The 26,859-nt window shown below is 64.3% G+C and carries 28 protein-coding genes; 14 read left to right on the forward strand and 14 right to left on the reverse strand.

From position 1 onward, the window contains the following. Positions 1 to 49: 49 nt before the first annotated feature. From T5B8_RS06085 to T5B8_RS06110, 6 genes are all read left to right on the forward strand, one after another. A complete protein-coding gene (locus tag T5B8_RS06085) occupies positions 50 to 1,090 on the forward strand; it encodes a type IV pilus twitching motility protein PilT (protein WP_353177115.1) in 1,041 nt (346 codons plus the stop codon). Between the two features lie 12 nt (positions 1,091 to 1,102). Beyond that, positions 1,103 to 2,293 (forward strand): PilT/PilU family type 4a pilus ATPase, encoded by a 1,191-nt coding sequence (locus T5B8_RS06090; protein WP_353177117.1) that lies wholly within the window; start codon positions 1,103 to 1,105, stop codon positions 2,291 to 2,293. Further along, positions 2,283 to 3,389, forward strand: coding sequence for a PilT/PilU family type 4a pilus ATPase (locus T5B8_RS06095; RefSeq protein WP_353177119.1), 1,107 nt, complete (start codon positions 2,283 to 2,285; stop codon positions 3,387 to 3,389). Before T5B8_RS06090 ends, T5B8_RS06095 begins: the two co-directional genes overlap by 11 nt. A gap of 382 nt (positions 3,390 to 3,771) precedes the next feature. Beyond that, positions 3,772 to 4,260: an ATP-dependent zinc protease family protein gene (locus tag T5B8_RS06100; RefSeq protein WP_353177121.1), complete on the forward strand. Its 489-nt coding sequence runs from the start codon at positions 3,772 to 3,774 to the stop codon at positions 4,258 to 4,260. Positions 4,261 to 4,265: 5 nt separating this feature from the next. After that, entirely contained in the window at positions 4,266 to 5,171 is a 906-nt protein-coding gene (rimK, locus tag T5B8_RS06105; protein ID WP_353177122.1) for a 30S ribosomal protein S6--L-glutamate ligase, read from the forward strand. Between the two features lie 100 nt (positions 5,172 to 5,271). Further along, positions 5,272 to 6,366: a succinylglutamate desuccinylase/aspartoacylase family protein gene (locus T5B8_RS06110; RefSeq protein ID WP_353177124.1), complete on the forward strand. Its 1,095-nt coding sequence runs from the start codon at positions 5,272 to 5,274 to the stop codon at positions 6,364 to 6,366. A gap of 22 nt (positions 6,367 to 6,388) precedes the next feature. Here the strand turns inward: T5B8_RS06110 and T5B8_RS06115 are convergent, their stop codons facing one another. Continuing rightward, on the reverse strand, positions 6,389 to 6,994 hold the full coding sequence (locus tag T5B8_RS06115; RefSeq protein WP_353177125.1) for a LysE family translocator: 606 nt from the start codon (positions 6,992 to 6,994) through the stop codon (positions 6,389 to 6,391). Between the two features lie 136 nt (positions 6,995 to 7,130). Between T5B8_RS06115 and T5B8_RS06120 the strand changes: the two genes are divergently transcribed. Beyond that, positions 7,131 to 8,501, forward strand: a complete 1,371-nt coding sequence (locus tag T5B8_RS06120) for an aminotransferase-like domain-containing protein (protein ID WP_353177126.1) — start codon at positions 7,131 to 7,133, stop codon at positions 8,499 to 8,501. Between the two features lie 5 nt (positions 8,502 to 8,506). On the opposite strand, the gene T5B8_RS06125 is transcribed toward T5B8_RS06120, so the two are convergent. The 13 genes from T5B8_RS06125 to argE form a co-directional block, all read right to left on the reverse strand. Beyond that, positions 8,507 to 9,469: an aspartate carbamoyltransferase catalytic subunit gene (locus T5B8_RS06125; RefSeq protein ID WP_353177127.1), complete on the reverse strand. Its 963-nt coding sequence runs from the start codon at positions 9,467 to 9,469 to the stop codon at positions 8,507 to 8,509. After that, complete coding sequence (locus tag T5B8_RS06130; protein WP_353177129.1) at positions 9,466 to 9,909, reverse strand: ACT domain-containing protein; 444 nt, start codon at positions 9,907 to 9,909, stop codon at positions 9,466 to 9,468. The genes T5B8_RS06125 and T5B8_RS06130 overlap by 4 nt, the downstream gene beginning before the upstream one ends. Further along, entirely contained in the window at positions 9,906 to 10,418 is a 513-nt protein-coding gene (gene pyrR, locus T5B8_RS06135) for a bifunctional pyr operon transcriptional regulator/uracil phosphoribosyltransferase PyrR (protein ID WP_353177131.1), read from the reverse strand. The genes T5B8_RS06130 and pyrR overlap by 4 nt, the downstream gene beginning before the upstream one ends. Before the next feature lie 42 nt (positions 10,419 to 10,460). Next, entirely contained in the window at positions 10,461 to 10,910 is a 450-nt protein-coding gene (ruvX, locus tag T5B8_RS06140; RefSeq protein WP_353177132.1) for a Holliday junction resolvase RuvX, read from the reverse strand. An 11-nt stretch (positions 10,911 to 10,921) separates the two neighbouring features. Then, the gene (locus T5B8_RS06145) at positions 10,922 to 11,476 is read right to left on the reverse strand and encodes a YqgE/AlgH family protein (protein WP_353177133.1); all 555 of its coding nucleotides are present in this window, start codon (positions 11,474 to 11,476) and stop codon (positions 10,922 to 10,924) included. Between the two features lie 54 nt (positions 11,477 to 11,530). After that, a complete protein-coding gene (locus T5B8_RS06150) occupies positions 11,531 to 12,274 on the reverse strand; it encodes a TonB family protein (protein WP_353177135.1) in 744 nt (247 codons plus the stop codon). 7 nt (positions 12,275 to 12,281) lie between these two features. Beyond that, a complete protein-coding gene (gene gshB, locus T5B8_RS06155; protein WP_353177137.1) occupies positions 12,282 to 13,232 on the reverse strand; it encodes a glutathione synthase in 951 nt (316 codons plus the stop codon). A 668-nt stretch (positions 13,233 to 13,900) separates the two neighbouring features. Continuing rightward, positions 13,901 to 14,449 carry an NERD domain-containing protein gene (locus T5B8_RS06160; RefSeq protein WP_353177139.1) on the reverse strand — a complete coding sequence of 183 codons (549 nt, stop codon included), beginning with the start codon at positions 14,447 to 14,449 and terminating at the stop codon, positions 13,901 to 13,903. A gap of 181 nt (positions 14,450 to 14,630) precedes the next feature. Then, positions 14,631 to 15,764 carry an MFS transporter gene (locus T5B8_RS06165; protein ID WP_353177140.1) on the reverse strand — a complete coding sequence of 378 codons (1,134 nt, stop codon included), beginning with the start codon at positions 15,762 to 15,764 and terminating at the stop codon, positions 14,631 to 14,633. Further along, positions 15,761 to 16,288, reverse strand: a complete 528-nt coding sequence (locus T5B8_RS06170; RefSeq protein WP_353177142.1) for a TetR/AcrR family transcriptional regulator — start codon at positions 16,286 to 16,288, stop codon at positions 15,761 to 15,763. The genes T5B8_RS06165 and T5B8_RS06170 overlap by 4 nt, the downstream gene beginning before the upstream one ends. 533 nt (positions 16,289 to 16,821) lie before the next feature. Beyond that, on the reverse strand, positions 16,822 to 17,565 hold the full coding sequence (locus T5B8_RS06175; protein WP_353177143.1) for a 16S rRNA (uracil(1498)-N(3))-methyltransferase: 744 nt from the start codon (positions 17,563 to 17,565) through the stop codon (positions 16,822 to 16,824). Next, positions 17,562 to 18,932 carry an amino-acid N-acetyltransferase gene (gene argA / locus T5B8_RS06180; protein WP_353177145.1) on the reverse strand — a complete coding sequence of 457 codons (1,371 nt, stop codon included), beginning with the start codon at positions 18,930 to 18,932 and terminating at the stop codon, positions 17,562 to 17,564. Before argA ends, T5B8_RS06175 begins: the two co-directional genes overlap by 4 nt. 24 nt (positions 18,933 to 18,956) lie before the next feature. Continuing rightward, the gene (gene argE, locus T5B8_RS06185) at positions 18,957 to 20,132 is read right to left on the reverse strand and encodes an acetylornithine deacetylase (RefSeq protein WP_353177147.1); all 1,176 of its coding nucleotides are present in this window, start codon (positions 20,130 to 20,132) and stop codon (positions 18,957 to 18,959) included. Positions 20,133 to 20,261: 129 nt separating this feature from the next. On the opposite strand from argE, the gene T5B8_RS06190 reads away from it, so the two are divergent. The 7 genes from T5B8_RS06190 (at position 20,262) to T5B8_RS06220 (ending at position 26,831) form a co-directional block, all read left to right on the forward strand. Continuing rightward, entirely contained in the window at positions 20,262 to 20,633 is a 372-nt protein-coding gene (locus tag T5B8_RS06190) for a post-PEP-CTERM-1 domain-containing protein (RefSeq protein WP_353177149.1), read from the forward strand. Between the two features lie 5 nt (positions 20,634 to 20,638). Then, positions 20,639 to 21,868 carry a JDVT-CTERM domain-containing protein gene (locus T5B8_RS06195; protein ID WP_353177151.1) on the forward strand — a complete coding sequence of 410 codons (1,230 nt, stop codon included), beginning with the start codon at positions 20,639 to 20,641 and terminating at the stop codon, positions 21,866 to 21,868. A gap of 31 nt (positions 21,869 to 21,899) precedes the next feature. Next, positions 21,900 to 22,307 carry a JDVT-CTERM system glutamic-type intramembrane protease MrtJ gene (gene mrtJ / locus T5B8_RS06200; protein WP_353177152.1) on the forward strand — a complete coding sequence of 136 codons (408 nt, stop codon included), beginning with the start codon at positions 21,900 to 21,902 and terminating at the stop codon, positions 22,305 to 22,307. A gap of 118 nt (positions 22,308 to 22,425) precedes the next feature. Next, positions 22,426 to 22,983 (forward strand): UPF0149 family protein, encoded by a 558-nt coding sequence (locus tag T5B8_RS06205; protein ID WP_353177154.1) that lies wholly within the window; start codon positions 22,426 to 22,428, stop codon positions 22,981 to 22,983. A gap of 67 nt (positions 22,984 to 23,050) precedes the next feature. After that, positions 23,051 to 24,400 carry a Xaa-Pro aminopeptidase gene (pepP, locus tag T5B8_RS06210; RefSeq protein ID WP_353177155.1) on the forward strand — a complete coding sequence of 450 codons (1,350 nt, stop codon included), beginning with the start codon at positions 23,051 to 23,053 and terminating at the stop codon, positions 24,398 to 24,400. Continuing rightward, complete coding sequence (gene ubiH, locus T5B8_RS06215; protein WP_353177157.1) at positions 24,397 to 25,629, forward strand: 2-octaprenyl-6-methoxyphenyl hydroxylase; 1,233 nt, start codon at positions 24,397 to 24,399, stop codon at positions 25,627 to 25,629. Before pepP ends, ubiH begins: the two co-directional genes overlap by 4 nt. Then, positions 25,626 to 26,831, forward strand: a complete 1,206-nt coding sequence (locus T5B8_RS06220) for a UbiH/UbiF/VisC/COQ6 family ubiquinone biosynthesis hydroxylase (protein WP_353177159.1) — start codon at positions 25,626 to 25,628, stop codon at positions 26,829 to 26,831. The genes ubiH and T5B8_RS06220 overlap by 4 nt, the downstream gene beginning before the upstream one ends. Positions 26,832 to 26,859 lie beyond the last annotated feature (28 nt).

A 26,859-nucleotide genomic window follows, 5' to 3' on the forward strand; every position in this document is an offset into this window, starting at 1 on the left:
TAGGATTAGGATAACGCGGCCAGCCTAGTAGGGAGCACGTCGGGGACCCATGGATATTTCCCAGTTACTGGCCTTTTCGGTCAAGCAGAATGCTTCGGATCTGCATTTGTCGGGCGGTTTGCCGCCGATGATCCGTGTCGATGGTGATATGCGGCGTATCAATCTGCCGCCGATGGAACACAAGGAAGTGTTCGATCTGATCTACGACATCATGAACGATCGGCAGCGCAAGGCGTATGACGAGCATCTCGAGACCGACTTTTCGTTCGAGATTCCGAACCTCGCGCGTTTTCGTGTCAACGTGTTCAACCAGAACCGGGGCGCGGCGGCGGTATTTCGCACCATTCCCTCGGAGGTGCTGACCCTCGAGGAACTGGACGCGCCCAAGGTCTTTCGCGAAATCGCGGGCCTGCCCCGCGGGCTGGTACTGGTGACCGGGCCGACCGGCTCGGGTAAATCGACCACGCTGGCGGCGATGGTCAACCACAAGAACGAAACCGAACTCGGCCATATCCTGACCATCGAGGACCCGATCGAGTTCGTGCACAGTTCGCAGAAATGCCTGGTCAACCAGCGCGAAGTCGAGCGCGATACCCATTCCTTCGCCGCCGCGCTGCGCAGCGCGCTGCGCGAGGATCCGGACACCATCCTGGTCGGCGAGCTGCGCGATCTGGAAACCATTCGCCTGGCGCTGACCGCGGCCGAAACCGGCCATCTGGTATTCGGCACCCTGCATACCAGCTCGGCGGCCAAGACCATCGACCGTATTATCGACGTCTTCCCGGGCGCGGAGAAGGACATGGTGCGCGCCATGCTGTCGGAATCGCTGCGAGCGGTGATCTCCCAGACCCTGCTCAAGAAGAAGGCAGGCGGACGTGTGGCTGCCCACGAGATCATGATGGGCACGCCGGCCATTCGTAACCTGATCCGTGAAGGCAAGATCGCGCAGATGTACTCGGCGATTCAGACCGGGCAGTCCACCGGCATGCAAACACTCGATCAGTGCCTGCAGGATCTGGTGCGCCGGGGCGTGGTCGCGCGCGACGAGGCCGGCCGCAAGGCGGTCAATCGCGAGTCGCTGGGTAACTAGAGGAGACGCACGATGGACCGCGCACAGGCGACCAAGCTTCTCACCGTACTGCTCGAGCGACTGGTTTCAGAGGGCGGCTCGGATCTGTTCATTACCGCCGGCTTCCCACCGGCGATCAAGCACGACGGCCAGATTTCGCCGCTCATGGAGCGCCCGCTCACCCACGAGCAGTCGTCGTTGATCGTGCGCTCGATCATGAATGATCGCCAGGCGCGCGAATTCGACGAATACAAGGAGTGCCAGTTCGCGATCTCGCCGCCGTCCGGGCGTTTTCGTGTCTCGGCGTTCGTGCAGCAAGGCCGGGTTGGCGCGGTCATGCGCGTGATCAATACCGAAATTCCGGATTTCGACGAACTCGGTCTGCCGCCGGTGCTCAAGGATGTAGTCATGAGCCAGCGCGGGCTGGTGATCATGGCCGGTGCCACCGGCTCGGGTAAATCCACGTCGCTGGCGGCGATGCTTGGCCACCGCAACAACAACGCGGCCGGGCATATCATCACCATCGAGGACCCGATCGAATTCGTGCATCCGCACAAGAAATCGATCGTCACCCAGCGCGAGGTGGGCGTGGATACCCAATCCTGGGACAACGCGCTCAAGAACACCCTGCGCCAGGCGCCCAACGTCATTCTGGTGGGCGAAGTGCGTACGCGCGAAACCATGGAATACGCGATCAACTTCGCCGAAACCGGGCATCTGGTGCTGTGTACGCTGCACGCCAACAGCTCGAACCAGGCGCTGGATCGCATCATCAACTTCTTCGACGAAGCCAAGCGCGAGCAACTGCTCATGGACTTGTCGCTGAATCTGCGCGCGCTGCTGTCGCAGCGGCTGGTGCGCAAGGAAGGCGGCGGGCGCTGTGCGGCGATGGAGATTTTGCTCAACACGCCGCATGTGGCCGACATGATCTTCAAGGGCAAGGTCGGCGAGCTCAAGGACGTGATGAGCCGCGGCAACGAGCAGGGCATGATCACCTTCGATCAGAGTCTGTTCAAACTCTTCGAGGCGGGCGAAATCGATTACGCCGAGGCGCTGCGCCATGCCGATTCCCAGAACGAACTGCGCCTGAACATCAAGCTCAACAGCAAGCGCGCGCGCAAGAATCTGGCCGACGACGCCGACGTCAATGCGCTTTCGATGCACGACGACGAAGACGAGGACGAAGCGGCTGCCGACGAGGGGATGTCCCGCCATGAGCGATAGCGAGCAGCAAACCGACGACGCCCTCGAGGCGGTCGAGCCCTATCTGCAACTGGCGATCGACAAGAACGCCTCCGATCTGTACTTCACCACGCATGCGCCGGTGATGTTGCGTGTCGAGGGCGAGATCTATCCGGTCAAGAGCAAAACGCGCGAGCCGCTCACGCCGGAACGCGTCGAAGCGCTGGCCTTGAGTATCATGACCAAGGAGCAGAAAGCCGGCTTCGAGCGCGACCATGAGGTGGATTTCGCCTACCGCTACGGGCTGCAGGGGCGCTTTCGTGTGAATGTGTTTCGCCAGCGCGGTTCGGCTGCCATGGTGTTGCGCAATATCGGCAATGTGCCCAGTTTCGATACCTTCGACATGCCGGCGGTGCTCAAGCGCCTGTCCATGCAAAAGCGCGGGCTGATCATGGTCGTGGGCGCGACCGGCTCGGGCAAGTCGACGACGCTGGCGGCGATGATCAATCATCGCAGCGAGAATGCGAACGGCCATATCCTCACCATCGAGGACCCGATCGAGTTCATGTATCGCCACAAGCGCTCGATCGTCAATCAGCGCGAGTTGGGCACCGATACGCTGGATTTTGCGCGCGCGGTGCGCAGCGCCATGCGCGAAGCGCCCGATGTCGTACAGATCGGCGAAACGCGCGATCTGGCCACCGCTGAAGCCGCCATTCAGCTGGCCGGCACCGGCCATCTCGCGCTCACCACGCTGCATGGCAACAATGCCTACCAGGCGCTGCAACGCCTGATCGCGCTGTTTCCCGAATATGCGCGCGAAGCCCTGTTCATGGATCTGTCGCTGAATCTGCGCGCGATCATTTCGCAGCGGCTGGTGCGCGGCGTCGGCGGCAAGCGCGTGGCCGCCTTCGAGATTTTGCTCAATACCCCGTATATCGCCGATCTGATCCGCCAGGGGCGTATCGATTCGGTACGCGAAGCCATGTCGGAAGGCGATGGCGGCGAAGGCATGGCCACATTCGACGACTCCCTGCTGGCGCTGGTGCGCGAGGGCCAGATCAGCCAGGAACAGGCGCTGGCCTATGCCGACTCGCGCGAAAACCTGCAAAGCCGTATGGCCTTCGAGCATCTTTAGGGAAACGCTGCACAACCTGTCACGGTCGCGCCGGTGTGCTTTGCGCGTGGCTGGCAGGCAGAGGTGGGCGTAGCGTGCTGGTTGCACGGCGCGCCTGCCTCGACGCCGACCAAGCGCGCGCAAAGCCGGCGGCCCCTGCGGGGTTTCGGCCTCACAGACGCCGCGGCCTTGTTGCCAGGCTTGACCTGCCCCTCGTTGATTTCCTGGGGCAGGCGCTGCGCTTGGACGCCTTGCCGCACCTCTGTGAGGGCTCGAACGCGATCCGCGAGAGGTTATGCAGCGCTTCCCAGGCCCATTTTTCGCGGCATGGCCATGGCACTCGTCTTGCCACGGGTGGTGTATTGCGGCGAGGATTGGGCTTGTTTGTCTAACTGGATGGTGGATGAGTTCGCAATCGCCCGCTAGCGCGGCGTCTTCGCAGGGCGTACCCGACCCGGCCAATCCGGCGGTGATCGGCTGGCGCGAATGGGTCAGCCTGCCCGCGCTGGGGATCGACTGGATCAAGGCCAAGATCGATACCGGCGCGCGGACCTCGGCGCTGCATACCTTTCAGCTCGATGTCGAGCACGAGCACGGCGCCAAGGTTGCGCGTTTTGGCGTGCATCCGTTTCAGCGCGATAACGACACCATCACCTGGTGCCAGGCGCCGGTGGTGGATGAGCGCAGCGTGCGCGACTCTGGCGGCCATCAGGAATGGCGTTTCGTGATCGAAACGCCGGTGCGCATGGCGCAACGCGAATGGCCGATCGAGATTACATTGACCGCGCGCGATACAATGTTATTCCGCATGCTGCTCGGCCGAACCGCCATGCGCTGTCTTCGCGTCGACCCGCTCGCTTCCTTTCTCACCGGCCGCCCGCCTGAGGCCTGATCGCTATGCAAATCGCAATTCTGTCGCGTAACCGCAATCTGTATTCCACGCGTCGCATGGTCGAGGCCGGCAAGTCACGCGGCCATGAAATGACCGTGATCGATCCGTTGCGCTGCTATATGAACATCGTGCCGCACGCGCCCGAAATTCATTACAAGGGCAAGAAGCTCGAAGGCTTCGATGCCATCATTCCGCGTATCGGCGCCTCGATCACGTTCTACGCCACGGCCGTGCTGCGCCAGTTCGAGATGATCGGCGTCTATCCGCTCAACGAATCGGTGGCCATCTCGCGCTCGCGCGACAAGCTGCGCTCCATGCAGCTGCTTTCGCGCAAGGGCATCGGCCTGCCGGTGACCGGGTTTGCCCATTCGCCGGACGATACCGACGATCTGCTCGAGCTTGTGGGCGGCAACCAGTACGTGATCAAGCTCACCGAAGGCACCCAGGGCAAGGGTGTGGTGCTCACCGAAACCCGCGGCGCGGCCGAGTCGGTGATCGATGCCTTTCGTGGCCTGGATGCGCACTTTCTGGTGCAGGAGTTCGTCAAGGAAGCCAAGGGCGCGGATATCCGCTGCTTCGTGATCGGCGACAAGGTCGTGGCGTCGATGAAGCGCCAGGGCCGGGAAGGCGAGTTCCGTTCCAACCTGCATCGCGGCGGCTCGGCCTCGGTGATCAAGATCACGCCCGAAGAGCGCTCGACCGCCGTGCGCGCGGCCAAGATCATGGGTCTGAACGTCGCCGGTGTGGATCTGCTGCGTTCCAATCACGGGCCGGTGGTCATGGAAGTCAATTCCTCGCCGGGCCTGGAAGGTATCGAAACGGCTACCGGCAAGGACGTGGCCGGCCAGATCATCGGCTTTATCGAGAGCTACTCCAAACGTGGTAAAACGCGCACGCGTGGCGGTGGTTGAGCGCTAGCGCCGAGCAAGCCGCTATACTGCAAAACGGCAGCGTCTTTGGCGCTGCCGTTTTTCTTTGAGTTGCATCAGTCATTTGGAATCGAGCCCGCGTATGAGCGATACCGATCACAAGTCCAGTCGCGCCGATGAGTACCCGTCCTTCAAGCCGCTGCAAATCGGTGGGCAGACCATCGAAGCCGGTACGCGCACGAGCATCGATCTGCCGGTTACCGATCTGTATACCCACGCCAAACTCACCATGCCGGTCAACGTCATCCGCGGGCGCCGGCCCGGGCCGACGCTGTTCGTCTCGGCGGCGGTGCATGGCGACGAGCTCAACGGCGTGGAGATCATCCGCCGGCTGCTCAAACTGCGCGGGCTCAAGCAAATGCGCGGTACGCTCATTGCCGTGCCGATCGTCAACGTCCACGGCTTTCTGCGCCATTCGCGCTACCTGCCGGATCGGCGCGATCTGAATCGTTCGTTTCCCGGCACCTCGAAAGGCTCGGTAGCCTCGCGCCTGGCCAAGGTCTTCGTCGACGAAATCCTGGCCAAGGCCGATTACGGCATCGATCTTCATACCGGTGCGATTCATCGCGCGAACCTGCCCCAGATCCGCGCCGATCTATCCAACGACGAGACCCGCCGGCTCGCCGAGGCCTTCGGCTGCCCGTTGCTCATCGATGCCAGCCTGCGCGAAGGCTCGCTGCGCGAACACGCCAACGAAAAAGGCGTACCGCTGTTGCTTTACGAGGCAGGCGAGGCGCTGCGCTTCGACGAGTTTTCCATTCGCGCGGGCGTGCGCGGCATCTCCGGGGTGATGCGCGAACTCAAGATGCTGCCCATGCGCGGCAAGCGCGCGCCGCACAAGTCGGTGGTCGCGCTCGACTCCAACTGGGAGCGCGCGCCCGAGTCCGGCATTCTGCGTTCGCTGGTCGAGCTTGGCGAATATGTGAGCAAGGATCAGGTGCTGGCCTATATCGCCGACCCGTTCGGCGAAACCGAGGTCGCGGTGACCTCGGAGCATCCCGGCATCGTGATCGGGCGTTCCTATCTGCCGCTGGCCCATGCCGGCGATGCGCTCTACCACGTCGCCCGGGTGAAAGGCGCCCAGAAGCTGGCCAGTCGGGTTGAAGCCTATCAATCTGACAACGAACCGGACGATTTCGACGACCGCGGCGAATCCGGCGAGCCACCCATCGTGTAGCCGCCCGCCGGTGCGGGACGGCTCAGTCGCTGAAGATCAGTATCACGCAGGCGGCGGTCAAAGCGCCCATCACGGCATTGAACAGCCGCCACGCGCGCGGTGAATGTAGCCGCGTGCCCAGTGTCCGGCCGAACAAGGCCCAGAACGAGATACAGGGAAAGGCCACGATCTCCATGAAGATCGCCAACGCCAACGCGTTGAGCAGTAGCGGACCGTCATTCGGCAGGAAAGAGGCGGTCAGCGTCAGCCCCATGATCCAGGCCTTGGGGTTGGCAAACTGGAATGCGGCAGCTTCCCAGATCGTGAGCGGGCGTGCGGTGTCGGCGTCGGCCAGCGCAGGCGGCGGCGCAGTGGCGATACGCCAGGCCAGATACAGCAGATAGGCGCTGCCCGCCAGGCGCAGCCCCCATTGCACGCTTTCGTAGCGCTCGAATATCGCGCCCAGCCCCAGGGCGGTGGCCATGAACAACAGCACACAACCGCCGAGAATACCCACCATATGCGGCAATGTGCGGCGATAACCGAAACGCGCGCCGGAGGCCGTCAGCATGATGTTGTTGGGGCCGGGCGTACCCGACATGGCCACGCTGAACAGGGCGACCGAAAGTAACCAGCTCGCGGAGCTCATGGCGTCTCGGGCGATCGGTGGGCGAATAAATTGTACGGGTTCAATTTTACGAGTAAGCTTTTAATGTTCCGGTTTTCGTTACTCTAAATATCGATTTTTCAGCGTCAATATTTTTATTGTCACCATGACAATCTGGGTGCCACAACTGTCAGGGTCGGGGCCGCGCTACCGCCAGCTGGTTGAGGCGGTCGTCGCCGCGATCGAGTCGGGCGAGCTCGGCGAGCAGGAGAAACTGCCGCCCCAGCGTCGCCTGGGCCATGCGCTGGGCGTGACCACGGGCACGATCACCCGCGCCTATGCCGAGCTCGAGCGTCGCGGCTGGGTCGAGGCGCGGGTCGGCAGCGGTACCTATGTGCGTGGCCCGACGACCGAAGCATTCAGTCACGTCAGCCCGGCCGAGGATTCCGCCCAGGTGGATTTGTCCTTGTCATTGCCGCCGCCCTGCGCGGCGCGTGCGGATGGGCTGGCCCGTGCCATGGGTGCGATTCAGCGCGACCGTAGTGCGCTCGTTCATGCCATGGATTATCAGCCCGAGGGTGGGCTGGATCGGCATCGTCGAATCTATGCCGAGTGGCTCACGCGCCTGGGCCTGCCGATGAGCGCCGATGAATTGCTCATCGATCAGGGCGGCATGAACGGCATCTTCGTAAGCCTGTCGGCGCTGCTTTCGCCCGGGCAACGGCTGGCGGCCGAGACGCTGACCTATCCCGGCGTCATCAGCGTCGCCCAGCAGCTGGGTATTCGCACGGTCGGCATCGAACACGACGGCGAGGGTATCGATATCGACGCCCTGGCAATGCGCCACGAACGCCAGCCGTTTGGCGCGCTCTATGTCATGACCGAGCACCAGAACCCCACCACCGCGGCATTGTCCGAATCGCGCCGGCATGCGCTGGCCGCACTCGCGCGCGAACGTGACTTCTGGCTGATCGAAGACGGCGTGCAGTACATTGGCGAGCGTGGTACGCCGTTGTATCGGCTGGCCCCTGAACGCACGCTCTATCTGTTTTCGGTCGCCAAGATCCTGGGTGGGGGCATGCGCTCGGGTGCGATCCGAGTGCCGGCGTCGTTACGTACGCAGGTGGCCGCGGTACTGCGCAATCAAAGCTGGATGCCGCCGCCACTGATTGCCAGTCTCGTGTGTGCCTGGATCGAAAGCGGCGATGCCGACCGGTTACTGGCGTGGCAATGCGAAGAAATGGCGGCACGCCATGTCCTGGTGAAGGACTATCTGGCGGACTATGACTACAGCGCCCAGGCCGACGGTTTCTATATCTGGCTGCGATTGCCAGCCGGGCGCCGTGCCGGGCCGTTTGTCGAACAACTCGCCGAGCGCGGCGTGCGGGTCACCCCGGCCGAGCCCTTCTGTGTCGGCAGCGAACCCGCACCGCAGGCCGTGCGTGTGTGTATCAGCGCGGCATCCGATCGCGTAGCACTTGGGCGCGCCCTGGGCGTGATTCGCGACAGCCTCGAGGCGCCCGGCCCGGCGCTCTGGGAAACACTTTAGCTTTGTTAACGCGCGTTGCGATTGCCCGCGATGATGGCCATCACCGCCATGCGAATGGCGATACCGTTACGCACCTGTTCGAGAATGACTGACTGATCGCCATAGGCGATCTCGGCATTGATCTCCACGCCGCGATTGATCGGGCCCGGGTGCATGACCAGCGCATCGGGCTTTGCATGGGCGAGATTGGCGGCGGTCAGGCCGAAACGCTGGTGATAGTCATCCACACCCTCGAGCGCGTCGCCGTCGATGCGTTCGCGTTGAATACGCAGGCCCATGACGATATCGGCATCGCTCAGGCCCTGGGCGATATCGCCGCTGGTCCGTACGCCGAGACGCTCGGCGTCGTCGGGCAGAAACCGATCCGGCCCGATCACGCGAATATCGGTGGTGCCGAGCGTACGCAGTGCATGGATGGTCGAATGCGCGACCCGCGAGTGGCGCACATCGCCCACAATCGCCACGCGCAGATTGTCGAAATCCGGGCGGTGGCGGCGAATGGTGAAGACATCCAGCAATGCCTGGGTGGGATGGGCATGACTGCCATCACCGGCGTTGATGATGGCGACGTTGTCGGCCGCATGGGCGGCAAAGCGCGCCGCTGCACCGTTTTCCGGGTGACGGATGGCGAAGATGTCCGCGCCCATGGCCTGCAGCGTGTAGAGCGTGTCGAGATCGTCTTCGCCCTTGGCGCGCGAGGAATGCGCCACATCCATATTGATTACGTCGGCCGACAGACGCTTGGCGGCGAGCTCGAAGGTGGTGCGTGTACGGGTGGAATTTTCGAAGAACAGATTGAATACGGTCTTGCCGCGCAGCAGCGGCACTTTCTTGGGCGGTGTGCCGGGCTCGGGCACGAAGGTTTCCGCTGTATCCAGAATCTGCTCGACCAGCGTACGGGGCAGGCCTTGCGTGGTGATCAGATGTCGTAGACCGCCGTCGCGGTCGAGCTGAATATCGTCGGTCATGGGGTCGTTCCGTAGTCGTCGGATCGGTTTTGCAGGGCCTTCAACACGGCCATCGCCGCGTCGGCCTGGTTCACCGGCACGAACAGATGATCGTGGCATGTACCGGCCACCACGTTGCAGGCGATGTTCGCTTGGGCCAGCGCGCTGGCCACCGCGGCGGTCAGCCCGACCGCGGCGAGTGATGAATGCACCTGCAGCGTGATCCAGCAGCAAGGCGGCTCGGCAGCGCGCGCGCCGGCGGGCAGTTCGCTTTCGCGTGCCACGATCGAAAGGCCCTCGGGCTCGTGCATCAGGCACACGAGCCGATCCAAATCGATCGCGTCGACATGATCGATGCGCGCGAAGCGATAAATGCCTGGCTGGCGTTCGGCGCGCAGATCACGCAGCAATACGGCGAGATCCTGTATGCCGTCGTCGCTGCGGGCCGGGGGCGGGCTCACTGCATGATCAGGCGCAGCGGCTCGGGGCCGGTGAGTTTGATGCGTTCGCCGCGGGCGATATCCAGCTGCAGCCCCACGGCATCCGGGGCGAAGGGCAGTTCGCGGGCACCGCGATCCACCAGCACCGCCAGTTTGACCGCGGCCGGGCGGCCGTAGTCGAACAACTCGTTGAGCGCGGCGCGCACGGTACGCCCGGTATAGAGCACGTCGTCGACGAGAATCACGGTCTTGCCGTCGATATCGGCATCAATGCGCGACGGACCCACACTTGGGTGCAGGCCGATGGTGGAAAAATCGTCACGGTAGAAGCTGATATTGAGCGTACCCAGGGGCGCGGCCAGACCGAAATGGGCATGCAGGCGTTCGGCAATCCAGGCGCCCCCGGTTTCCACGCCAACCATCACGGCCTCGGGATCGGCGGCGATGAGCGGTGCCAGGGCCGATTCGAGCGCGGCGAGCGCAGCATCGACATCGAAGGTCTGGGTCGGGTTCGGGTCAGCGGGCGTCATGGCATGGCTCGGGTTGGCGAATGGCGGACAAAAACGACTGCATTACGAAGCACCGGCGTTGGCGAGCCAGCCTTCGAGAATGACCTGGGCTGCCATCGAATCGGAATCGCCCTTGGCCAGGCGTTTGCCGCGGCTACCGCTGGCGCGTGCGGTGCGCAGGCGTTCCATGGCTTCAATCGTGGAAAAGCGTTCGTCCATGGCGTGCACCGGGATATCGAAATGCTCGCCGAGCTGACGCATGAAGCGCTGGGCGTTTTCGGTCATCGGCTGGCTGGAACCATCGTTGGCCAGCGGCAGCCCGACCACCAGCGCGCCTGGGCGCCATTCCGCTACGATCCGGGTCAGCGCCGGCCAGTCCGGGGCGTTGCCGGCATTGCTGTGGTGCAGGGTAGTCAGCGCCTGGGCATTGCCGGTAATCGCATTGCCCACGGCCACGCCAATTCGCTTGGTGCCGAAATCGAAGCCCAGCAGCACATTGGCATCACCGGCCATACATGTACTTCCTAGGCATGACCGATCAGCGCCGACAGCTGATGGGCTTCAACGCCCAGCAGGCGTGCGGCCGCGGACCAGCGACTTTCGACCGGCGTCGAGAAGATGATCTCGTCGCTGGCCGGCGTATTCAGCCAGCTGTTGGCCAGCATTTCGTCTTCGAGCTGGCCTTCGCCCCAGCCGGCATAGCCGAGTGTGATCAGATAGTCACTGGGCCCGAAGCCGTTGCCGATGGCCTCGAGCACATCGCGCGAGGTCGTGAGCGCGAGCCCGCCCGCGATCTTGAGGGTGGATTCCCAGCGCCCCTCGTCGCGATGGAGCACGAAGCCGCGCTCGGTTTGAACCGGCCCGCCCCAGAACACCGGCTGCTCGGCCGGCACATGCGCCTCGATATCCATATGCGCGAGCATGTCGCGTACGGACAGATCCCCCGGTTTGTTGATCACGAGCCCCATGGCGCCGTCCTCGTTGTGTTCGGCGATAAAGGTCACGCTGTCGGCGAAATCGCCGCCGACACGGCCCGGCATGGCGAGCAGGAACTGGTTGCGAAAAATTCCCTCTGTCATGGCCGTATTATCCGCCGACGGCTTGCATACGGGCAAATGGGTGCGCGCCGGCAGTCAGTCGTTGCCGTTGATTTCGCCCGCGCTGCCGGGTTCGAACAGCCAGTCGTAGGCAAAGCTTAGCTCGTCGGTCAGAGAGGCCAGCGCATCGGCGAACGGCGGGTAGGGCGCGGCGGAGCGTACGATCGCCAGTGCGGCGTTGTCGAGCGCGTCGTTGCCCGAGGAGCGCAGTACGCGCACGGCCAGAAGGGTGCCGTCTGCGCGCACGCGAACCGCCATGGTCAGCCGGCGCGGATGGGCGGCGTCCAGCAACGCGCTCGGATAACGCCGGCTGCCGCGCGCTTCGATGCGCTGTTGCCAGCTGGCGAGATATTCGGCCCGCGCGTCTTCGGCGGCCGCCGAGATTTTTGCGGGCTGCGGTTGCTCGAGGATTTCGATTGGCGGACTGGGCGTTTGCGGCGTCTGTTCGCTTGCCTTGACCTTGGGTTCGGCGACCATCACGAAGCGCGTGACCGTGCTCGCGCCGGCCGGCTGCGCGCGTGTGGGCTGTGGCCGGGGCATGGTCGGGTTGGCGGCAATGGCCTGTTGCGAGCGCTCATCCGCGCCTTGCTGATTGCGTGTGGCGCGTATCGCGGTGTCGGGCGCGGTATCGGCGGCGTCGGCCACGGTGCGCGTGGCCGAGAGTAGTCGCGCGTCGTTGGCCCTGGACGGGTCGGATTTATTCGACCAGCCCAGCAGCAGCGCGTGCACGATCAGCGCGATCGCCAGGCAGAAACAAAAACGCGCACGAACGCTGGACATCGCCGCTTTAGGTCAGCCGCCGCTCGATCGCGTCGAACAGTTTGCCGGCGATGTTGATGCCGAACTGCTTGTCCAGCTCGCGTACGCAGGTCGGGCTGGTGACATTGATTTCGGTGAGCTTGTCGCCGATCACATCCAGGCCGACGAACAGCAGTCCCTTGTCGCGGACGTAGGGGCCGATTTCCTCGGCAATCGCGCGATCGCTATCGGTGAGCGGCCGGCCCACGCCGCGCCCACCGGCGGCCAGGTTGCCGCGCAGCTCGCCCTCGGCCGGTACGCGCGCCAGCGCATAGTCGATCGGCACGCCATCGACCACCAGAATGCGCTTGTCGCCGTCCTTGATCGCCGGCAGATAGGCCTGCGCCATGGCATAGCGCGTGCCGTGCTCGGTGAGCACTTCCAGGACCACGGAAATATTGTCGTCGCCGGTCTTGACCCGAAAGATGCGCGAGCCGCCCATGCCGTCGAGCGGCTTGATCACGGCATCGCCATGTTCTTTGATGAAGCGCTTGAAATCGTCGCTGCGCCGGGCCACGAGCGTGGGCGCGGTCAGATGGGCAAAGCGGTTGATCGACATCTTCTCGTTGACGTCGCGCAGCGCATCGCAGCGATTGACCACCAGCGTGCCTTCGTTTTCGGCCAGCTCGAGAATATAGGTGGCATAAATGTATTCGGTATCGAACGGCGGATCCTTGCGCATGAGGATGGCATCGAGATCGGCCAGGGCCAGAATCTCCGACTCGCCGGTAAAGCGATACCAGTCGTCGTTGTCGTCGAATACTTGCAGGCGGCGGCCCGTGCCGTAGCCCACGCCGTCGCGCACGAACAGATCGGACATCTCGAAATAGATGATTTCGTACTCGCGACGCATGGCTTCGAGCAGCAATGCCAGGGTGGTGTCCTTGTAAGGGGTGATATCCGCGATGGGGTCCATCACGACGCCGAGACGGGTGGCCATGCCACAGCTCCTGCAAAAAGAGTGCGAGCGCGGGGCGCGCGCAACGATTATCGATCAGCGCGCATGGTAGCGCAGGCATGCCATGCCTGGCTTTCGTCCACGCAACCTTGAGTCGCCGCGTTTTCTGCGAACACATGCCCGCGGCTGGTCGGGATGGCTTCGTTCCTTGAAGGCAACCGCAGATTGCGCAGATTCAAGGGATTAAGAAGGGGGTGTTTTCGGCCCTCGCGCTCGCCCCAAGCTTGCTGCATGCGGATGTGGCGTGAAGCGGCCTGTCACGCAATCTGCGTTGATCTGCGTAATCTGCGGTTCCTGTCTTGTCCTAGAGGACGACTCGGACCGCGAATGCACGCGAATAAACGCGAACGGGCCATGCAGTGTGAACGCGGGGCTTTCGCTTGGGCTGGCTTCGTTCCTTGAAAGCAACCACAGATTGCGCAGATTCAAGGGATTAAGAAGAGGCGTTTTCGGCCCTCGCGCTTGCCCCAAGCTTGCTGCATGCGGATGTAGCGCGAAGCGGCCTGTCACGCAATCTGCGTAATCTACGGTTCCTGCCTTTCGTTCAAAGATAACGCACTACCCGAAGTGCGCCTTGATGGATAGTTAACCAGCAGCCAGTCAGACGGATTCGACGTGGCGTTTCAGACGCTCTACGCCGGGTCGTTCGCTCAGGCAGCGGTTTTCAGTTGAGCCGGGGTTTGCCCGGACAGCTGGGTGACGATCTGCTGCAGGCGCCGCGCGGAAAAGACTTCCACCCGATAGCTGCGAATGTACTCGGCCAACTCGGGGCCGTGCACCATATTGGCCGGACGTTCGGCCGGCAGATCGCTTACCGTTACCAGCACCGGGCTGACGAAGCTGCGGTTTTCCTCGAGCAATTCGGCCAGTTCCTGGGCCTGCTGTTCGCAGCGCTCGACCGGATCGGCGTCGTTGGCCGCATCCGGCATGGGTCGCTGCGCCCAGTCCGTGGAACCCAGGTCGTGGGCGATGCCGGCATCCAGCGGTTCGATGATGAACAGACCGCGCGTACTCACCAGTACCAGGCCGAGATGAATCAGCGCGCCCGGGGTCTGTACGGCCAGATTGCGCAGTACGATATAGCGACGTGAGCGCAGCATCCACCACCAGGCGAGTGCAGCGCGCCAACGCGACAGACGCACGACGACCGACGCATATTCGCGACGAAAAGAAAGTTCGAGAGAAATCAGCGCTTTCACGGCGACTACTTAAGGCTGATGAACGACATCCGGCGACCGCCGAATGGGCTGCGACGCCATATATTACGGCGCTTGCAAGCGCTTCTGAAGAACTTGAGAAATTAAATTTCTGTGGCAGTCCGATAGGCGTATTGAATGGACTTGAAGACGTCTTCCGCGCGGCATTGTCGGCGTCTTTCCATCAGTGGGCGACCGTGCGAAACCAGAACAGGCCCGGCGCCAGTCCCAGGCCGGCGAAAACGCACACGGCCGTCTGCAATGACAGCTGGCTCATCAGCACCCCGAACAGGGGTGCGCCCGCGGTCTGGCCCACGGCGATCGTTAGAAATCCGATCATCAGGCCCGTGCCAGGGCGGTCGGGTAGCGTCGTGGTGCCCCAGACGAGATAGACGCCGGTGAGCATCACATAGGCCGCGCCGAACAACGCGCCGCCGATAAGCGTGAGCGTGGGTGTGGTGAACGCCAGCCCGGTCATGCCGATACTGGCCACGAGCGCTACGAGAAACAGTCGATGTACGGTATTGATGCCCAGGCGCGCGACCAGCCAGCCGGCCGCGGCACCCAGGATGCCGGCCGCGCCGATCGCTATCCAGAGCATGCCGGTAAGCCGGGTCGACCAGTCGAGCCGTGCCTGCGCGATCTCGCCGCCAAACGACCAGAGCGCGGTGCTGGCGGCGCCCATGAGAAACGACGCTGCGACCAGGCGTAGCAGGTTGGCGTGCAACGGCGGCATACCCAGCCCTTCGATACGACCGTTTTTCGAGCCGCTGGCCGGCAAGGCCAGGTACGAGGCGACGCCCAGCGCGGCGGCCGTGGCAGCGAAAATCATGAAAACGAGGCGCCACTGCTCACCGAGCCCCAGCGCGAACGGCCCCGACAGCGCCACGCCCGCGCTGGTGCCGGCGTTGATGATGGTGTTGGTGAGATCGCGACGCGCCGGGGCCACCGCAAACGACACCGCGTCGGCCAATGGCGGCGAGGCCAGGCCGGTACTGGTGCCGGCAAGAATGACGAATACCGCCAGCCATCCCGGTGATGTACAAACCGCGATGCCAACCAGACCGGCCGTAGCCACGGCCGCCGCGGCGACCGCGACGACGCGCGCGCCGAAACGCTCCGAGCAGCGGGCCGAGACGATGATGGCGACACAGTAGGCAGCAAAGGCGCCGCCGGAGATGACGCCGGCCAGGGTGGGAGACAGCCCCAGGTCGCTACGGATCTGGGGCAGGAACAGGCCGAAGGCAAAGCGGGCAAAGCCGTAGCAGACCGCGATCAGCCCGAAGCCGGTCGCGCCGATACGAAGCGCGGGCGTCATGGCCGGGCCCGTGCGTTTACCAGCTGACAGGCACAGGTGCGTGCGGCTTCGATTACGGCCGCGCCACGGTAGGTGGCAGCGGTGGTTGCGCCTTCGAACAGGGCCAGAACCTGATCGGCCAGTTGTGAATCCGCCTGGCCGGTTTCGCGCACGACCAGATCGGCGATGCGCTCGGTCAACTGCTGATGGTAGGCCGCGACCTCGGCGGCGATCTCCGGTATGTCGCCGCCGGTCTCGGCCTCGGCCCGGAAGAACAGGCAGCCGCGTATGCCTTCTGCGGCGAACCACTCGGCGAGCGAGTCGAACAGCGCGGTGGTCGTGCTGAAGTCGGTATGTTCGAAGAAACGCCGGTGGCGTTCCGCCAGTACCCGCGCCATTAACGCATTCTTGTTGCCCGCATGCTTGTAGACGGTTCGGCTCGAAAGCCGCGCTTCGCGAACGAGTTTGCCCATGCCGGTGGCATTGAAACCGTTGCGATCGAACAGGCGTTCTGCAGCCGCCAGCAGCTGTTGGTCAATATCCATGCGCTCAATGTAAAACGATCGTTTTACATGCGTCAATCGGGTGGGCCGTCGCTGCGAGATCCGCTCCGGCGCGGGCCGCGGATGTCCAACCGACCGGAAGGCAACGCAGGTCGGTTGGGCCACCGCGGGCGCAGGCCGTAGCGGTCGCGAATGAAGGCTGAAAAAGCGGCAGGGGTGCGGGCGTGGCGTGCGTGGCCATTGCCCGGCCGGGCAGTGTGCGGGGCCGGCCCAGGGAAGCTCTGCACAACTGGTCGCGGTCGCGCCGCGTGCTTTGCGCGCGATTGACAGTCAAGTGAGCGCGTAGCGCGCCCAAGCCAATAACAAGTTGCACGGTAGCGAACACTGACGCCGATCAAGCGCGCGCAAAGCCGGCGGCCCCTATGGTGTTCGGCCTCACAGACGCCGCGGCTGCGTTGCCAGGCTTGACCTGCCAATGAGGCAGGCGCTGCGCTTGGACGCCTTGTCGCAACGCATGTGACCTCGAAAGTCTTTTCAGGGCGAACGCGACCCGCGAGAGGTGATGCAGAGCTTCCCTAGCCAGCCAGATCGCCCCAAAGCGACTGCAGCGCGGCAAGTGCCGCCATGCCCGCGGTTTCGGTACGCAGCACGCGCGGGCCCAGGGTGATGGGCTGCCAGCCGGCGGCAGTGGCGTTGTCGATCTCGGTGTCCGACAGGCCGGATTCCGGGCCGACGAGCAGGCTGATGTGCGTGGTCCGGGTCAGCGCGTTGAGGCCGCCGGTGGCACTCGGCGCCAGCATGAGCCGCAGATGATCGGTATCGCGATCGAGACAGTCGGACAGGGCGGTGGCCGCTTCGAGCGGCGGACACACCAGACGCCCGCTTTGTTGGGCCGCGGATTCGACCACGGCCTGCCAGTGCGCCTGTTTCTTGGCCAGCCGCTCGCCTTCGAGCTTGACCTTGCCGCGTTCGGTGAACACCGGGCGGATGGCGGTTACGCCCAGCTCCACTGCCTTGGCCAGGGCGAAGTCCATGCGATCGCCGCGGGCGATCGCCTGATAGAGGGTGATCGACAGCGGCGATTCGCGTTCGGGCGAATGCCGGGCCTCGACCGCCAGCGTCATGCGCTTGCGCTCGGCTTTTACGATCCGGGCGTCGTATTCGTGGCCATCGCCATTGAATAGCGTGACCGGGGCATCGACGCCGAGCCGCAGCACGGTGGCCAGGTGATGGCGTTTGTCGTCACCCGGGTCGAGCGTCTCCCCCACGGCCAGCGGCGTGTCGACGAACACCCGCGGTACATGACCACGCCGGCTCATTTCAGGCGCTTGATCAGCACCGCGGAGTTGCGCTGATAGTTGTAGAGCGCGCGCTTGGCCAGGGGCAGGGCATCCAGATCGGCCGGGGCAAAGCCGTGTTCGACGAACCAGTGCGGTGTCTTGGTCGTGAGCACGAAAATGCGCGTCAGCCCGGATGCGCGTGCCCGGCGTTCGACTTCCACAAGCAGCCGTTCGGCCCGATCCTGGCCGCGATAATCCGGGTGTACGGCCACACAGGCCAATTCGCCCACGCCTTCGTCTGCATAGGGCATGAGCGAGCAGCAGGCAGTGATCAGGCCGTCGCGTTCGAGCACGATATAGCGCTCGATATCCAGCTCGATCTGCTCGCGCGAACGTGCCACCAGAATGCCCGCCTCGGCCAACGGCTCGATAAGCGCCAGCACGCCGCCGAGGTCGTCAGCCGTGGCCGTGCGGGTGATGTCGTAGGTATCGGCTGCGATCATCGTGCCGGCGCCATCGCGCGAATACAGCTCGCGCAGCAGCGCACCGTCGGTATCGAAACTCACCAGATGCGCGCGCGCCACGCCGGCCTGGCAGGCGTTGATGGCCGCCTGCAGCCGAGCCCGGTCGGCATTTTGCAATGGGGCGGACTCGGCTGCGAGCAAGCGCCGTGCGGTGTAGGTGTCCAGCTCGGCCGGCGTATCCGCAAAGCGTTCGTGCAGCGCGGCTCCGGGATGCAGTACCACGAACTTGTCTGCCGACAACGAGGTAGCGGTGGCGGTGGCCACTTCCTCGGCATACAGATTGAAGATCTCGCCGGACGGCGAATAGCCCACACAGGACATCAGCACGATCGCGCCGCGCTCCAGATGCGCATTGATGCTGGCCACGTCGATACGCCGGACCTCGCCGGTATGGCCATGATCGATACCGCCGGCGATGCCGACCGGACGCGCGGTCACGAGATTGCCGCTGGCGGTCACGATGCGTGCGCCGCCCATGGGCGTGCTTGCCAGGCTGGTGGATAGCAGTGCTTCGATATCCATCTGCAGGCTGCCGACCGCGCGTTTCACGCAGGCAAGTGCTGCACTGTCGGTTACCCGCACGCCGTCGACAAAATGGGTTTCGAGCCCCGCATCGGCCAGGGCGGCATCGATTTGCGGGCGCGCGCCGAACACGATCACCAGCCGTACGCCCAGGCTTGCCAGCAGGGCGATGTCGTAGATCAGATCGGTAAACGCAGGCGAGGCTGCGGCTTCGCCGGGCACATGGATCACGAAGGTACGCCCGCGATGGGCATGCACATAGGGCGCGCTCGCGCGCAGCGAGGCGACCATGTCGGCGTGGCGCGGTTCGTCGTCGCGCGCGGGCGCGTGTGGCTTCGAGGCAGTGTGCGGCGTGTTCATCCGCGTATTATGCGGATGTCGCGGCTAGCGGGCGAGGCAGAAGCGCTCGATGAGCCCGTGCAGGATGCGTTGCATCGGCGCGACGCGTTCCAGGGCCAGATATTCGTTGGGCTGATGCGCCTGGGCGATATCGCCCGGGCCCAGCACCACGCTGTCCATGCCCATGGCGTTGTAGAACGAGCCTTCGGTGCCGAAATCGACGGCCGCTGCGCCGTGGCCGGACAACTCCTCGCAGGCGCTGACGATCGGCGAATCGCCCGCCGTTTCGAAGGCCGGTGTGCCGGTGAACAGCTCGCGGAATGTCACCCGACAATCGCTGTCCGCGAGCGCGGCCGCAACGCGCTCGCGTAGCTCGGTGCGCAGCTGCTCGGCGGTCATGCCGGGCAGAAACCGCAGATCGATATCCAGCCGACAGCGCGCGGGGATACGGTTGGCGTTGTCGCCGCCGGAAATCGCGCCCAGGTTGAGCGTGGCATGGGGTACGGGAAAACCGGCGATACGCTGGCGCTCGGTCAGTTCATCGCGCAGTTCGCGAATGGCGCTCAGCGCGCGATACATGCCCTCGATGGCGTTCGCGCCCAGGGCCGGGTTGCTTGAATGCCCGGAAGCGCCGTGAACCTCCAGCGTTTCCATGAAAATGCCCTTGTGCTGGCGAATAGGCACCAGATTGGTCGGTTCGCCGATCACGCAGTAGCGCCCCGGGCGCTGCCCGTGTTCACGGTGGGCATCGAGCAGGGTACGGGCGCCGTCCATGCCGCATTCCTCGTCGGCCGATACCAGCAGGCTGACGGGCGCGGCGAGATCGCGCGCCGCGTATTCGCTGGCCACGGCCGCAGCGATCGCGATGAAACCCTTCATGTCGCAACTGCCCAGACCGTAGAGCTTGCCGTCGCGTTCGGTGAGGCTAAAGGGATCGGTTTCCCAGCCGTTATCGTCGAAAGGCACGGTATCGATATGACCTGCGAACACCAGCCCGTTTTCGCTGGCCTGCTCGGCCGGGCCCAGGCGCGCGATCAGGTTGACCTTGTCGTCGCGCTCGGGCATCGGCATTACACGGCAATCGAAACCGGCCTGTTCGAGTCGATCGGCGAGCTCCTCGACGGCGACACGGTTGCCGCAGTCCCATGCCGGATCGCCGCTACTGATGGTGCGATGACGGATCAGGGTTTCGAGGGTGTCTTGCCAGTCCAGTGTTGTCATATGCGATAGCGAGCGTCGAGGTCGGCCCGGCTTGCCGGGTATCGGAATAGCCATGATATACCGGGTGCCAAAACCCGATCATGGTCAGCCGCGTAAAACACGTTGGCGCCCCGGATGAGGAACAGGTATATGAACAAGCCGATGCGATTTTCGAAAATAACTGCGCTGGCGTTAACGCTGGCCGCCAGTGTGGCCGCGACCGGCGCGGTCTTTGCCGCCGAGCAGAAAATCTTTATCGATCCGGAAACCGGTGAAATCGTCGCGCCCCCGGCAGAGAAGGCCGAAGGCACGAACCCGGGTGAGGCCGGCCAGAAGGCAAGTATCGCGGCGCCGAAAGCCTGGAAGAACAGCGAAGGCGCGCAAATGCTCACACCCAGCTTCGAATCCGCGCCGATGACGCGCGCGGTGCGCTGCCCCGATGGCAGCCTGCATATGGGTCATGTCGACCACGACGAGGCCAGCGACGACACGGGGGCCCTATGCGCGGCGCACAATCGTTAGTCGGTATGGCGAGCATCAGCCTCGCGCTGTTGTTCGGTACAGCTCAGGCCGCGGATATGGTGCTCGTGGTCAGCGATGACGCCGACAGCGGGTTCAATGATCCCACCCCGGTCGCTCCGGAAGGCGGCAACACCGGGCTGACGCTGGGCGCTCAGCGACGGATCGCTTTCGAGTACGCGGCTGATATTCTCGGCAGTCGTATCGACAGCAGCGTGCCGATTCGCATCGTCGCGGGCTTTAACGCCGCGCTGACCTGCGAGCGCAACAGCGCGACCCTGGGCGCGGCCGGGCCAATCAGCTATGTCGCCAATTTCACCCAGGCCTCGCGCGCTCGGCGCGATGTGTTCTATCCGCTGCCGCTGGCCAATGCCCTGCTCGGTGCGCGTGTGGCCGATACCGACAACGATATTCGGGCAACCTTCAATCCCAATCTCGACGAGGGCACCGATTGTCTGGGCGGGACGCGCTGGTATTACGGCACCGACGGCGCCACGCCGGCCGGCCGTCCGAGTTTCGTGAGTACCGTCGAGCACGAACTCACCCATGGCGTGGGGTTCGTATCGCTGGTGGCACTGACCGACAGCGCCGAATCGCAAGCCGGCCAGTTTCCGCAGGTTAGCGGTGGCACCGCCAGGTTTCCGGATATCTACAGCAGCCTGATCCAGGATCTGTCCTTTGCCGGCGATCCACTGTGGACCGAGCTGAACGACGAACAGCGCGCCGAATCGCTGACCAACGGCCCGAACGTGGTCTGGAGCGATATCAATACCGGTAGCCGCGCCGCCAGCATTCTCACCGATGGCCTCAACGAAGGCCGGGTAATGCTCTATGCACCGTCGACGGTGAGACCCGGCAGTTCGATCTCGCATTGGGATATATCGCTCGATCCGGACCAGATCATGGAACCCTTTGCCACCGGTAACGACGATGTCGCCAATGGCATCGGTCTGACCACCTGCGTGCTGGAGGATATCGGCTGGACGCTGGCCAACGGCGCGCGTTGCCCCGACGAGGCCGATCAGGCCATCGCCGATCCGCAAGAGCCCACCGAGGAAGCGCCGAGCGAGCCGGTCAGCGAGCCGGCCGGCGGCGGTTCCGCGAGTTCGGGCGGTGGCGATGATGGTGGTAGCGGTGGCGGCTGTACATTGACGGGCGAAGGTCGTTTCGACCCGCTCTGGGCCTTGCTGCTCGCGATGGGCGCGTTCGGGGTGTGTCGCCGTCGTCGGCTCGTCTGAGCCGGCAACGCGATCGCCCGGGCGCGACCCGGTGTATGCGGCGGCGCTTGTCGCCGTCGTGCCCGCGCTCTGGCTGATCACGCTGGTGACGCCCGCGCAATTCGCGTTGCGCTGGCCGGGCACCCAGGTTTTTGTCATGGCCGTACTGGTACTGCCTTGGCTCGAAGAGATCGTGTTCCGGCTGGGTGTGCACGATTGGCTGCGTACGCGTAGCCGCGCCCGTTGGGGGGCGCTGAGCGCGGCCAACCTGCTGACTGCCGCGCTGTTTGCTGGCGCGCATCTGCTCGCCCATCCGCCAGCCTGGGCGCTGGCCACCTTTTGTCCTGCCCTTGTGTTCGGCGTGCTCTGGGAACGCCATGCGCGGCTGTGGTCGCCGGTGAGCGTGCACGCCTTTTATAACCTCGTCTATTTCTGCTGCCTGGGGCTGCATAGCGCCTGACCGCTTAAGGCGCGCGACCCAGGCGTTAACCCGCCAAGCACACTCGCGCAGGCGCGCTTGTGCGCTGGGTCAATACGCGGCTTTGCTACCATGGCGTATTGCAAACGAGTTGCGCGATATGAGCCAAGGCACGAGTCAGAACAGTATCTTCGACGCCCTGCAGGTGGGCCTGACCCAGGCCGAATCGGTACAGACGCCCGGTGAGGTGCACGGCACGCTCACCGGCATGTTATGTATCGATAACGAAATCAGCGCCACGCGCGCGGTCGAGGACGTCAAGAACGACAAGATCGAAGGCGCGCTCGCCGCGCTGCGCGAAATGACGCTGGAAGGTCTGTTCGATCCCGATCTGAGTTTCACGCCCTTATTGCCGGGCGACGATGTCGATCTCGAGCGCCGCGTGCAGGCGTTGGCGCGCTGGTGTGCCGGCTTTCTCTATGGCCTGAGCGCGGACGGCAGTTTCGAGATCAACAGCCTCTCGGGCGAGGTGCGTGAGGTGGTCAACGACCTCACCGAACTTTCGCGTGCGGGGCTGACCGCCGAAGATGCCGACCACGAATCCGCCGAGGCGGACTACGCCGAGCTGGTGGAATACGTGCGGGTGGGCGTGCAGATGGTATTTCTCGAACTTCAGCCCAAGCGCGAAGGCCCCACGCGGCGCGAATCGCTGCATTAAGGGTGCGCGGGTAAGCGCAGCGCCCGGGCCAGGCTGTTTTCGTGACAAGGCTTTGATGAGGGACCGGATGAGAGATCAATCACAGCTGCAGCATCGCGACGATCCGGCGCTCCATGCCGCGCGCCGCGCACGCCTGGCGGAGATTGTGGGTAGCGATGGTGTGGCGATGATTGCTGCCACGCCCGAGCGCAATCGCAATAACGATGTCGATTACCCCTACCGGCCGAACAGCGACTTCCGGTATCTGACCGGCTTTCTCGAGCCGGAGGCCATTGCCGTGATCGCGCCGGGTTTCGACGCCGGCGACTACCTGCTGTTCTGCCGCGCGCGCAATGCCGAGCAGGAAGTCTGGATTGGCCGGCGCGCCGGCCCGGAGGGCGCGATGGCCGATTACGGCGCCGATCGCGCCTTCGCCATCGATGAATTCGAGGACTGGATCGACCGTTTGCTCGACGGCCGCCGAAAGCTCTATCTCACCCTCGGTACGCATCCGGAATTCGAACAGAGCGTGCTCGATCACCTGTCGGCGCTACGCAGCCAGGGCCGCGGCGGCGTGCCGCCTTGTGAGCTGGCTGTGCTCGAGCCAGTACTTCACGAGATGCGCTTGCGCAAATCGGCCGCGGAGGTCGCGCTCATGCGTCAGGCCGCCGCGACCTCCGCGCGGGCGCATAGTGCCGCCATGCAGGCGGTACGTCCCGGCATGTATGAGTATCAGCTGGCCGCCGTGCTGCATTACACCTTCGAAAGCGATGGCATGCACTGGGCCTATCCCACGATCGTCGGCGCCGGCGAAAACGCCTGTGTGCTGCACTACATCGAAAACAGCGCGCCCATGGCCGATGGCGATCTGGTGCTCATCGACGCAGGCGCGGAATATCGCGGCTATGCGGGCGATATCACCCGCACCTTTCCGGTCAACGGGCGCTTCTCCGAGGCGCAGCGCGAGCTCTACGACATCGTGCTTGCGGCCAACCGGGCGGCGATCGAGGCCGCCAGGCCGGGCGCGCCGATGAATGCGGTCCATCAGGCCGCGCTGCATGTACTCGTGGCCGGGCTGATCGAGGTGGGCTTGCTCGCGGGCAGCGTGGACGACGCCATCGCCGAGGAAAGCTATCGCGCCTATTTCATGCACGGCACCAGCCATTGGCTGGGCATGGACGTACACGATGTGGGCGATTATAAAATCGATGGCGAATGGCGAGCGCTCGAACCGGGCATGGTGTTGACCGTCGAACCTGGGCTGTATGTCCGCGCCGATGACAACCCCACCTCGCGGTTTGCCAATATCGGCATTCGCATCGAGGACGATATCGTGATTACCGAAACCGGCTGTGACGTGCTCACGGCCGATGTGCCCAAGGACGCCGACGAGATCGAGGCACTCATGGCCAAACCCTATCGGAGCGAAACCCCGTGAGCCGCGACTACGATATCGCCGTGGTCGGCGGCGGGCTGGCCGGGGCGACATTCGCCTGCGCGTTGGCCGATACCGGCCTGAAGATTGCCTTGGTCGAAGCGGTGGCCTTCGATGCCCCGGCCGACGAGAACATGAAAGCCCGTACCACCGCGATCGCGGCCGGCACCCGGGCGATGTTCGAAGAGCTGGATCTGTGGGCCGATATGGCTCACGACGCCGCCCCGATCAAGCGCTTGCATGTATCCCAGCAGGGCCGCTTCGGCAGCGTGCGCGTGAATGCCGCGGATTACGATCTGTCGGCCCTGGGCTATGTGCTGCACAACGTCACCATGATCGAGGTATTGCGTGCACGCCTGGCGCGTATGGACCAGGTCGATGTGGTCGCGCCGGCGCGTTTCGAGTCGCTTGAGCGCGACGCGGACGGCGAGCGGATCGAATTGCGTTGCACGGGGCCGGACGGTACGGCTCACACCTTGAGTACACGGCTGCTGGTCGGCGCCGATGGCGCGCAATCCTCGGTGCGCGGCGCGCTGGGTATCGGCGCGCGTACCGACGATTATCGCCAGCGCGCGATCGTGACGTTCGTGGAGCCCGAACGCGCACACGGCGGCGTTGCCTACGAACGCTTCACCCCGGACGGCCCGGTGGCCCTGTTGCCCTGTGCCCGTGCCAGCTGTGCGGCGGTTTGGACGTTGCCCAGCGAACGCGCCGAGCAGATGTGCGCGGTCAGCGAAGACGAATTCATCGACGCTTTGCAAGCGGCATTCGGCCAGCGCCTGGGTACGCTCAAGCTGGCCGGCCCGCGTGGCAGTTATCCCCTGGCGCGCGTGCTGTGCGACCGCGCCGCGGTCGAGCGGGCCGTGCTGATCGGCAATGCCGGCCATGCGCTACATCCGGCCGCCGCGCAGGGCTTTAATCTGGCGATTCGCGATGCGTTGCTGCTCGCGGCGATGCTGCGCGAGCGCGTGGCGGGCGATGCCGATTTCGATCCCGGCGATGCCGATCTGCTCACCGGCTGGGCCGAGGCCCGCCGACCCGACCAGCATCGCGTGGCCAATTTCACCGACGCGATTGTGCGTTTGTTCTCCAACCGTATTCCCATGCTCGATCACGCGCGCGGCGCGGGCTTGTTCGGCCTGTCGCTGTTGCCGTCGATTCGTGACGATATGGCCCGGCGCAGCATGGGTCTGGCCCTGGCGCCGGCACGTCTTCGCGAGGCCAATTCATGAGCAAGCAAAGCCCCCGTTACGATATCGCCATTGTCGGTGGCGGCATGGTGGGCGCCGTGCTCGCCGTGGCCCTTTCGCGTGCCGATTTCTCGGTCGCGCTCGTGGAAGCCAAGCGTCCCTCGCGTTTCGAGCTGGGTGAAGACTACGAACTGCGTGTGTCGGCCATCGCGCCGGGTACGCGTCGTGTACTCGAAAATCTTGGTCTGTGGGCCTCGGTCGAGCGCCGCCGCTGTTGTGCATTTACCGGCATGAAGGTCTGGGAGGCCGGCGGCGCGAGCGAGCTGTTCTTGGAACATACCGCGGTCGGTCTGCCGGAACTCGGGCATATCGTCGAGAACAATCTGATCGTCGACAGCGCCTGGCAGGCGCTGACCGATGTCGATATCTATTGTCCGGCCAAGATGGAAAGCCTGGCCATCGACAGCGATGCCGCGCGCCTACGTCTCGACGACGGCACGGTCGTGAGCGCGGCCCTGGTGGTCGGCGCGGAAGGTGCGAATTCGCCGGTGCGCGCGGCCGCGGGTATCGAAACCACCGGCTGGCCCTACGGTCAGCGCTGTACCGTGGGCACGGTGACTCCGGAACGTCATCATCGCCATATCGCCTGGCAGCGTTTCACCGAAACCGGGCCCGTGGCGTTTTTGCCGCTGTCGGACGGTCGCTGTTCGCTGGCCTGGCATGCCGACGATGCACTGGCCGCAGAGCTGGCTGAACTCGACCACGACACATTCTGCGCGCGGCTGACCGAGGCCAGCGGGGGCGTACTGGGCGAAATCCAGCATATGGACAAGCGTGCCTCGTTCCCGCTCAAGCTCCAGCATGCACGCGAATATTGTCGCCCGCGTGTGGCCCTGGCCGGCGATGCGGCGCATGTGGTTCACCCGATGGCAGGTCAGGGGGTCAACCTCGGCCTTCTCGACGTGGCGGGCATGGTCGAAGCGCTCGAGGCGGGGCGCGCGGCGAATCGCGATGCCGGCGACATGACCTATCTGCGCCGCTATCAGCGCGCACGCATGGCCGAGAATCTGATGATGCTGGGCACGACCGATGCCTTCAAACGCGTTTACGGCAGTGCCAATCCGTTGCTGCGCACGCTGCGCCAGAGCGCAATCGGGATCGCGGCTAATCTCGCGCCGATTCGCCAGATCATGATTCATCACGCCGTAGGGTTATCCGCCAACGGCCCGCGGTTGCTGCAGTAGTCGAAAAATCTGCTGTATTTTGCAGGTA

The sequence above is a fragment of the Salinisphaera sp. T5B8 genome (assembly GCF_040361255.1).
In the GTDB taxonomy this organism is placed as follows: Bacteria; Pseudomonadota; Gammaproteobacteria; order Nevskiales; family Salinisphaeraceae; genus Salinisphaera.

Excerpts from the sequence above, each read along its gene's own strand:
- T5B8_RS06090 (WP_353177117.1), top strand. The coding sequence starts at position 1,103 with ATGGACCGCGCACAGGCGACCAAGCTTCTCACCGTACTGCTCGAGCGA.
- T5B8_RS06170 (WP_353177142.1), bottom strand. The coding sequence starts at position 16,288 with ATGGATATTGACCAACAGCTGCTGGCGGCTGCAGAACGCCTGTTCGAT.
- ruvX (WP_353177132.1), bottom strand. The coding sequence starts at position 10,910 with ATGGCCGGTGATGCCAATGTGCTGCTGGGCTTCGATTTCGGCACCAAG.
- pepP (WP_353177155.1), top strand. The coding sequence starts at position 23,051 with ATGAGAGATCAATCACAGCTGCAGCATCGCGACGATCCGGCGCTCCAT.
- rimK (WP_353177122.1), top strand. The coding sequence starts at position 4,266 with ATGCAAATCGCAATTCTGTCGCGTAACCGCAATCTGTATTCCACGCGT.
- T5B8_RS06145 (WP_353177133.1), bottom strand. The coding sequence starts at position 11,476 with ATGACAGAGGGAATTTTTCGCAACCAGTTCCTGCTCGCCATGCCGGGC.
- T5B8_RS06150 (WP_353177135.1), bottom strand. The coding sequence starts at position 12,274 with ATGTCCAGCGTTCGTGCGCGTTTTTGTTTCTGCCTGGCGATCGCGCTG.
- gshB (WP_353177137.1), bottom strand. The coding sequence starts at position 13,232 with ATGGCCACCCGTCTCGGCGTCGTGATGGACCCCATCGCGGATATCACC.
- T5B8_RS06195 (WP_353177151.1), top strand. The coding sequence starts at position 20,639 with ATGGCGAGCATCAGCCTCGCGCTGTTGTTCGGTACAGCTCAGGCCGCG.
- T5B8_RS06115 (WP_353177125.1), bottom strand. The coding sequence starts at position 6,994 with ATGAGCTCCGCGAGCTGGTTACTTTCGGTCGCCCTGTTCAGCGTGGCC.
- T5B8_RS06175 (WP_353177143.1), bottom strand. The coding sequence starts at position 17,565 with ATGAGCCGGCGTGGTCATGTACCGCGGGTGTTCGTCGACACGCCGCTG.
- T5B8_RS06190 (WP_353177149.1), top strand. The coding sequence starts at position 20,262 with ATGAACAAGCCGATGCGATTTTCGAAAATAACTGCGCTGGCGTTAACG.
- T5B8_RS06085 (WP_353177115.1), top strand. The coding sequence starts at position 50 with ATGGATATTTCCCAGTTACTGGCCTTTTCGGTCAAGCAGAATGCTTCG.
- T5B8_RS06125 (WP_353177127.1), bottom strand. The coding sequence starts at position 9,469 with ATGACCGACGATATTCAGCTCGACCGCGACGGCGGTCTACGACATCTG.
- pyrR (WP_353177131.1), bottom strand. The coding sequence starts at position 10,418 with ATGACGCCCGCTGACCCGAACCCGACCCAGACCTTCGATGTCGATGCT.
- T5B8_RS06110 (WP_353177124.1), top strand. The coding sequence starts at position 5,272 with ATGAGCGATACCGATCACAAGTCCAGTCGCGCCGATGAGTACCCGTCC.
- T5B8_RS06165 (WP_353177140.1), bottom strand. The coding sequence starts at position 15,764 with ATGACGCCCGCGCTTCGTATCGGCGCGACCGGCTTCGGGCTGATCGCG.
- T5B8_RS06100 (WP_353177121.1), top strand. The coding sequence starts at position 3,772 with ATGAGTTCGCAATCGCCCGCTAGCGCGGCGTCTTCGCAGGGCGTACCC.
- T5B8_RS06095 (WP_353177119.1), top strand. The coding sequence starts at position 2,283 with ATGAGCGATAGCGAGCAGCAAACCGACGACGCCCTCGAGGCGGTCGAG.
- argE (WP_353177147.1), bottom strand. The coding sequence starts at position 20,132 with ATGACAACACTGGACTGGCAAGACACCCTCGAAACCCTGATCCGTCAT.
- T5B8_RS06220 (WP_353177159.1), top strand. The coding sequence starts at position 25,626 with ATGAGCAAGCAAAGCCCCCGTTACGATATCGCCATTGTCGGTGGCGGC.
- T5B8_RS06205 (WP_353177154.1), top strand. The coding sequence starts at position 22,426 with ATGAGCCAAGGCACGAGTCAGAACAGTATCTTCGACGCCCTGCAGGTG.
- argA (WP_353177145.1), bottom strand. The coding sequence starts at position 18,932 with ATGAACACGCCGCACACTGCCTCGAAGCCACACGCGCCCGCGCGCGAC.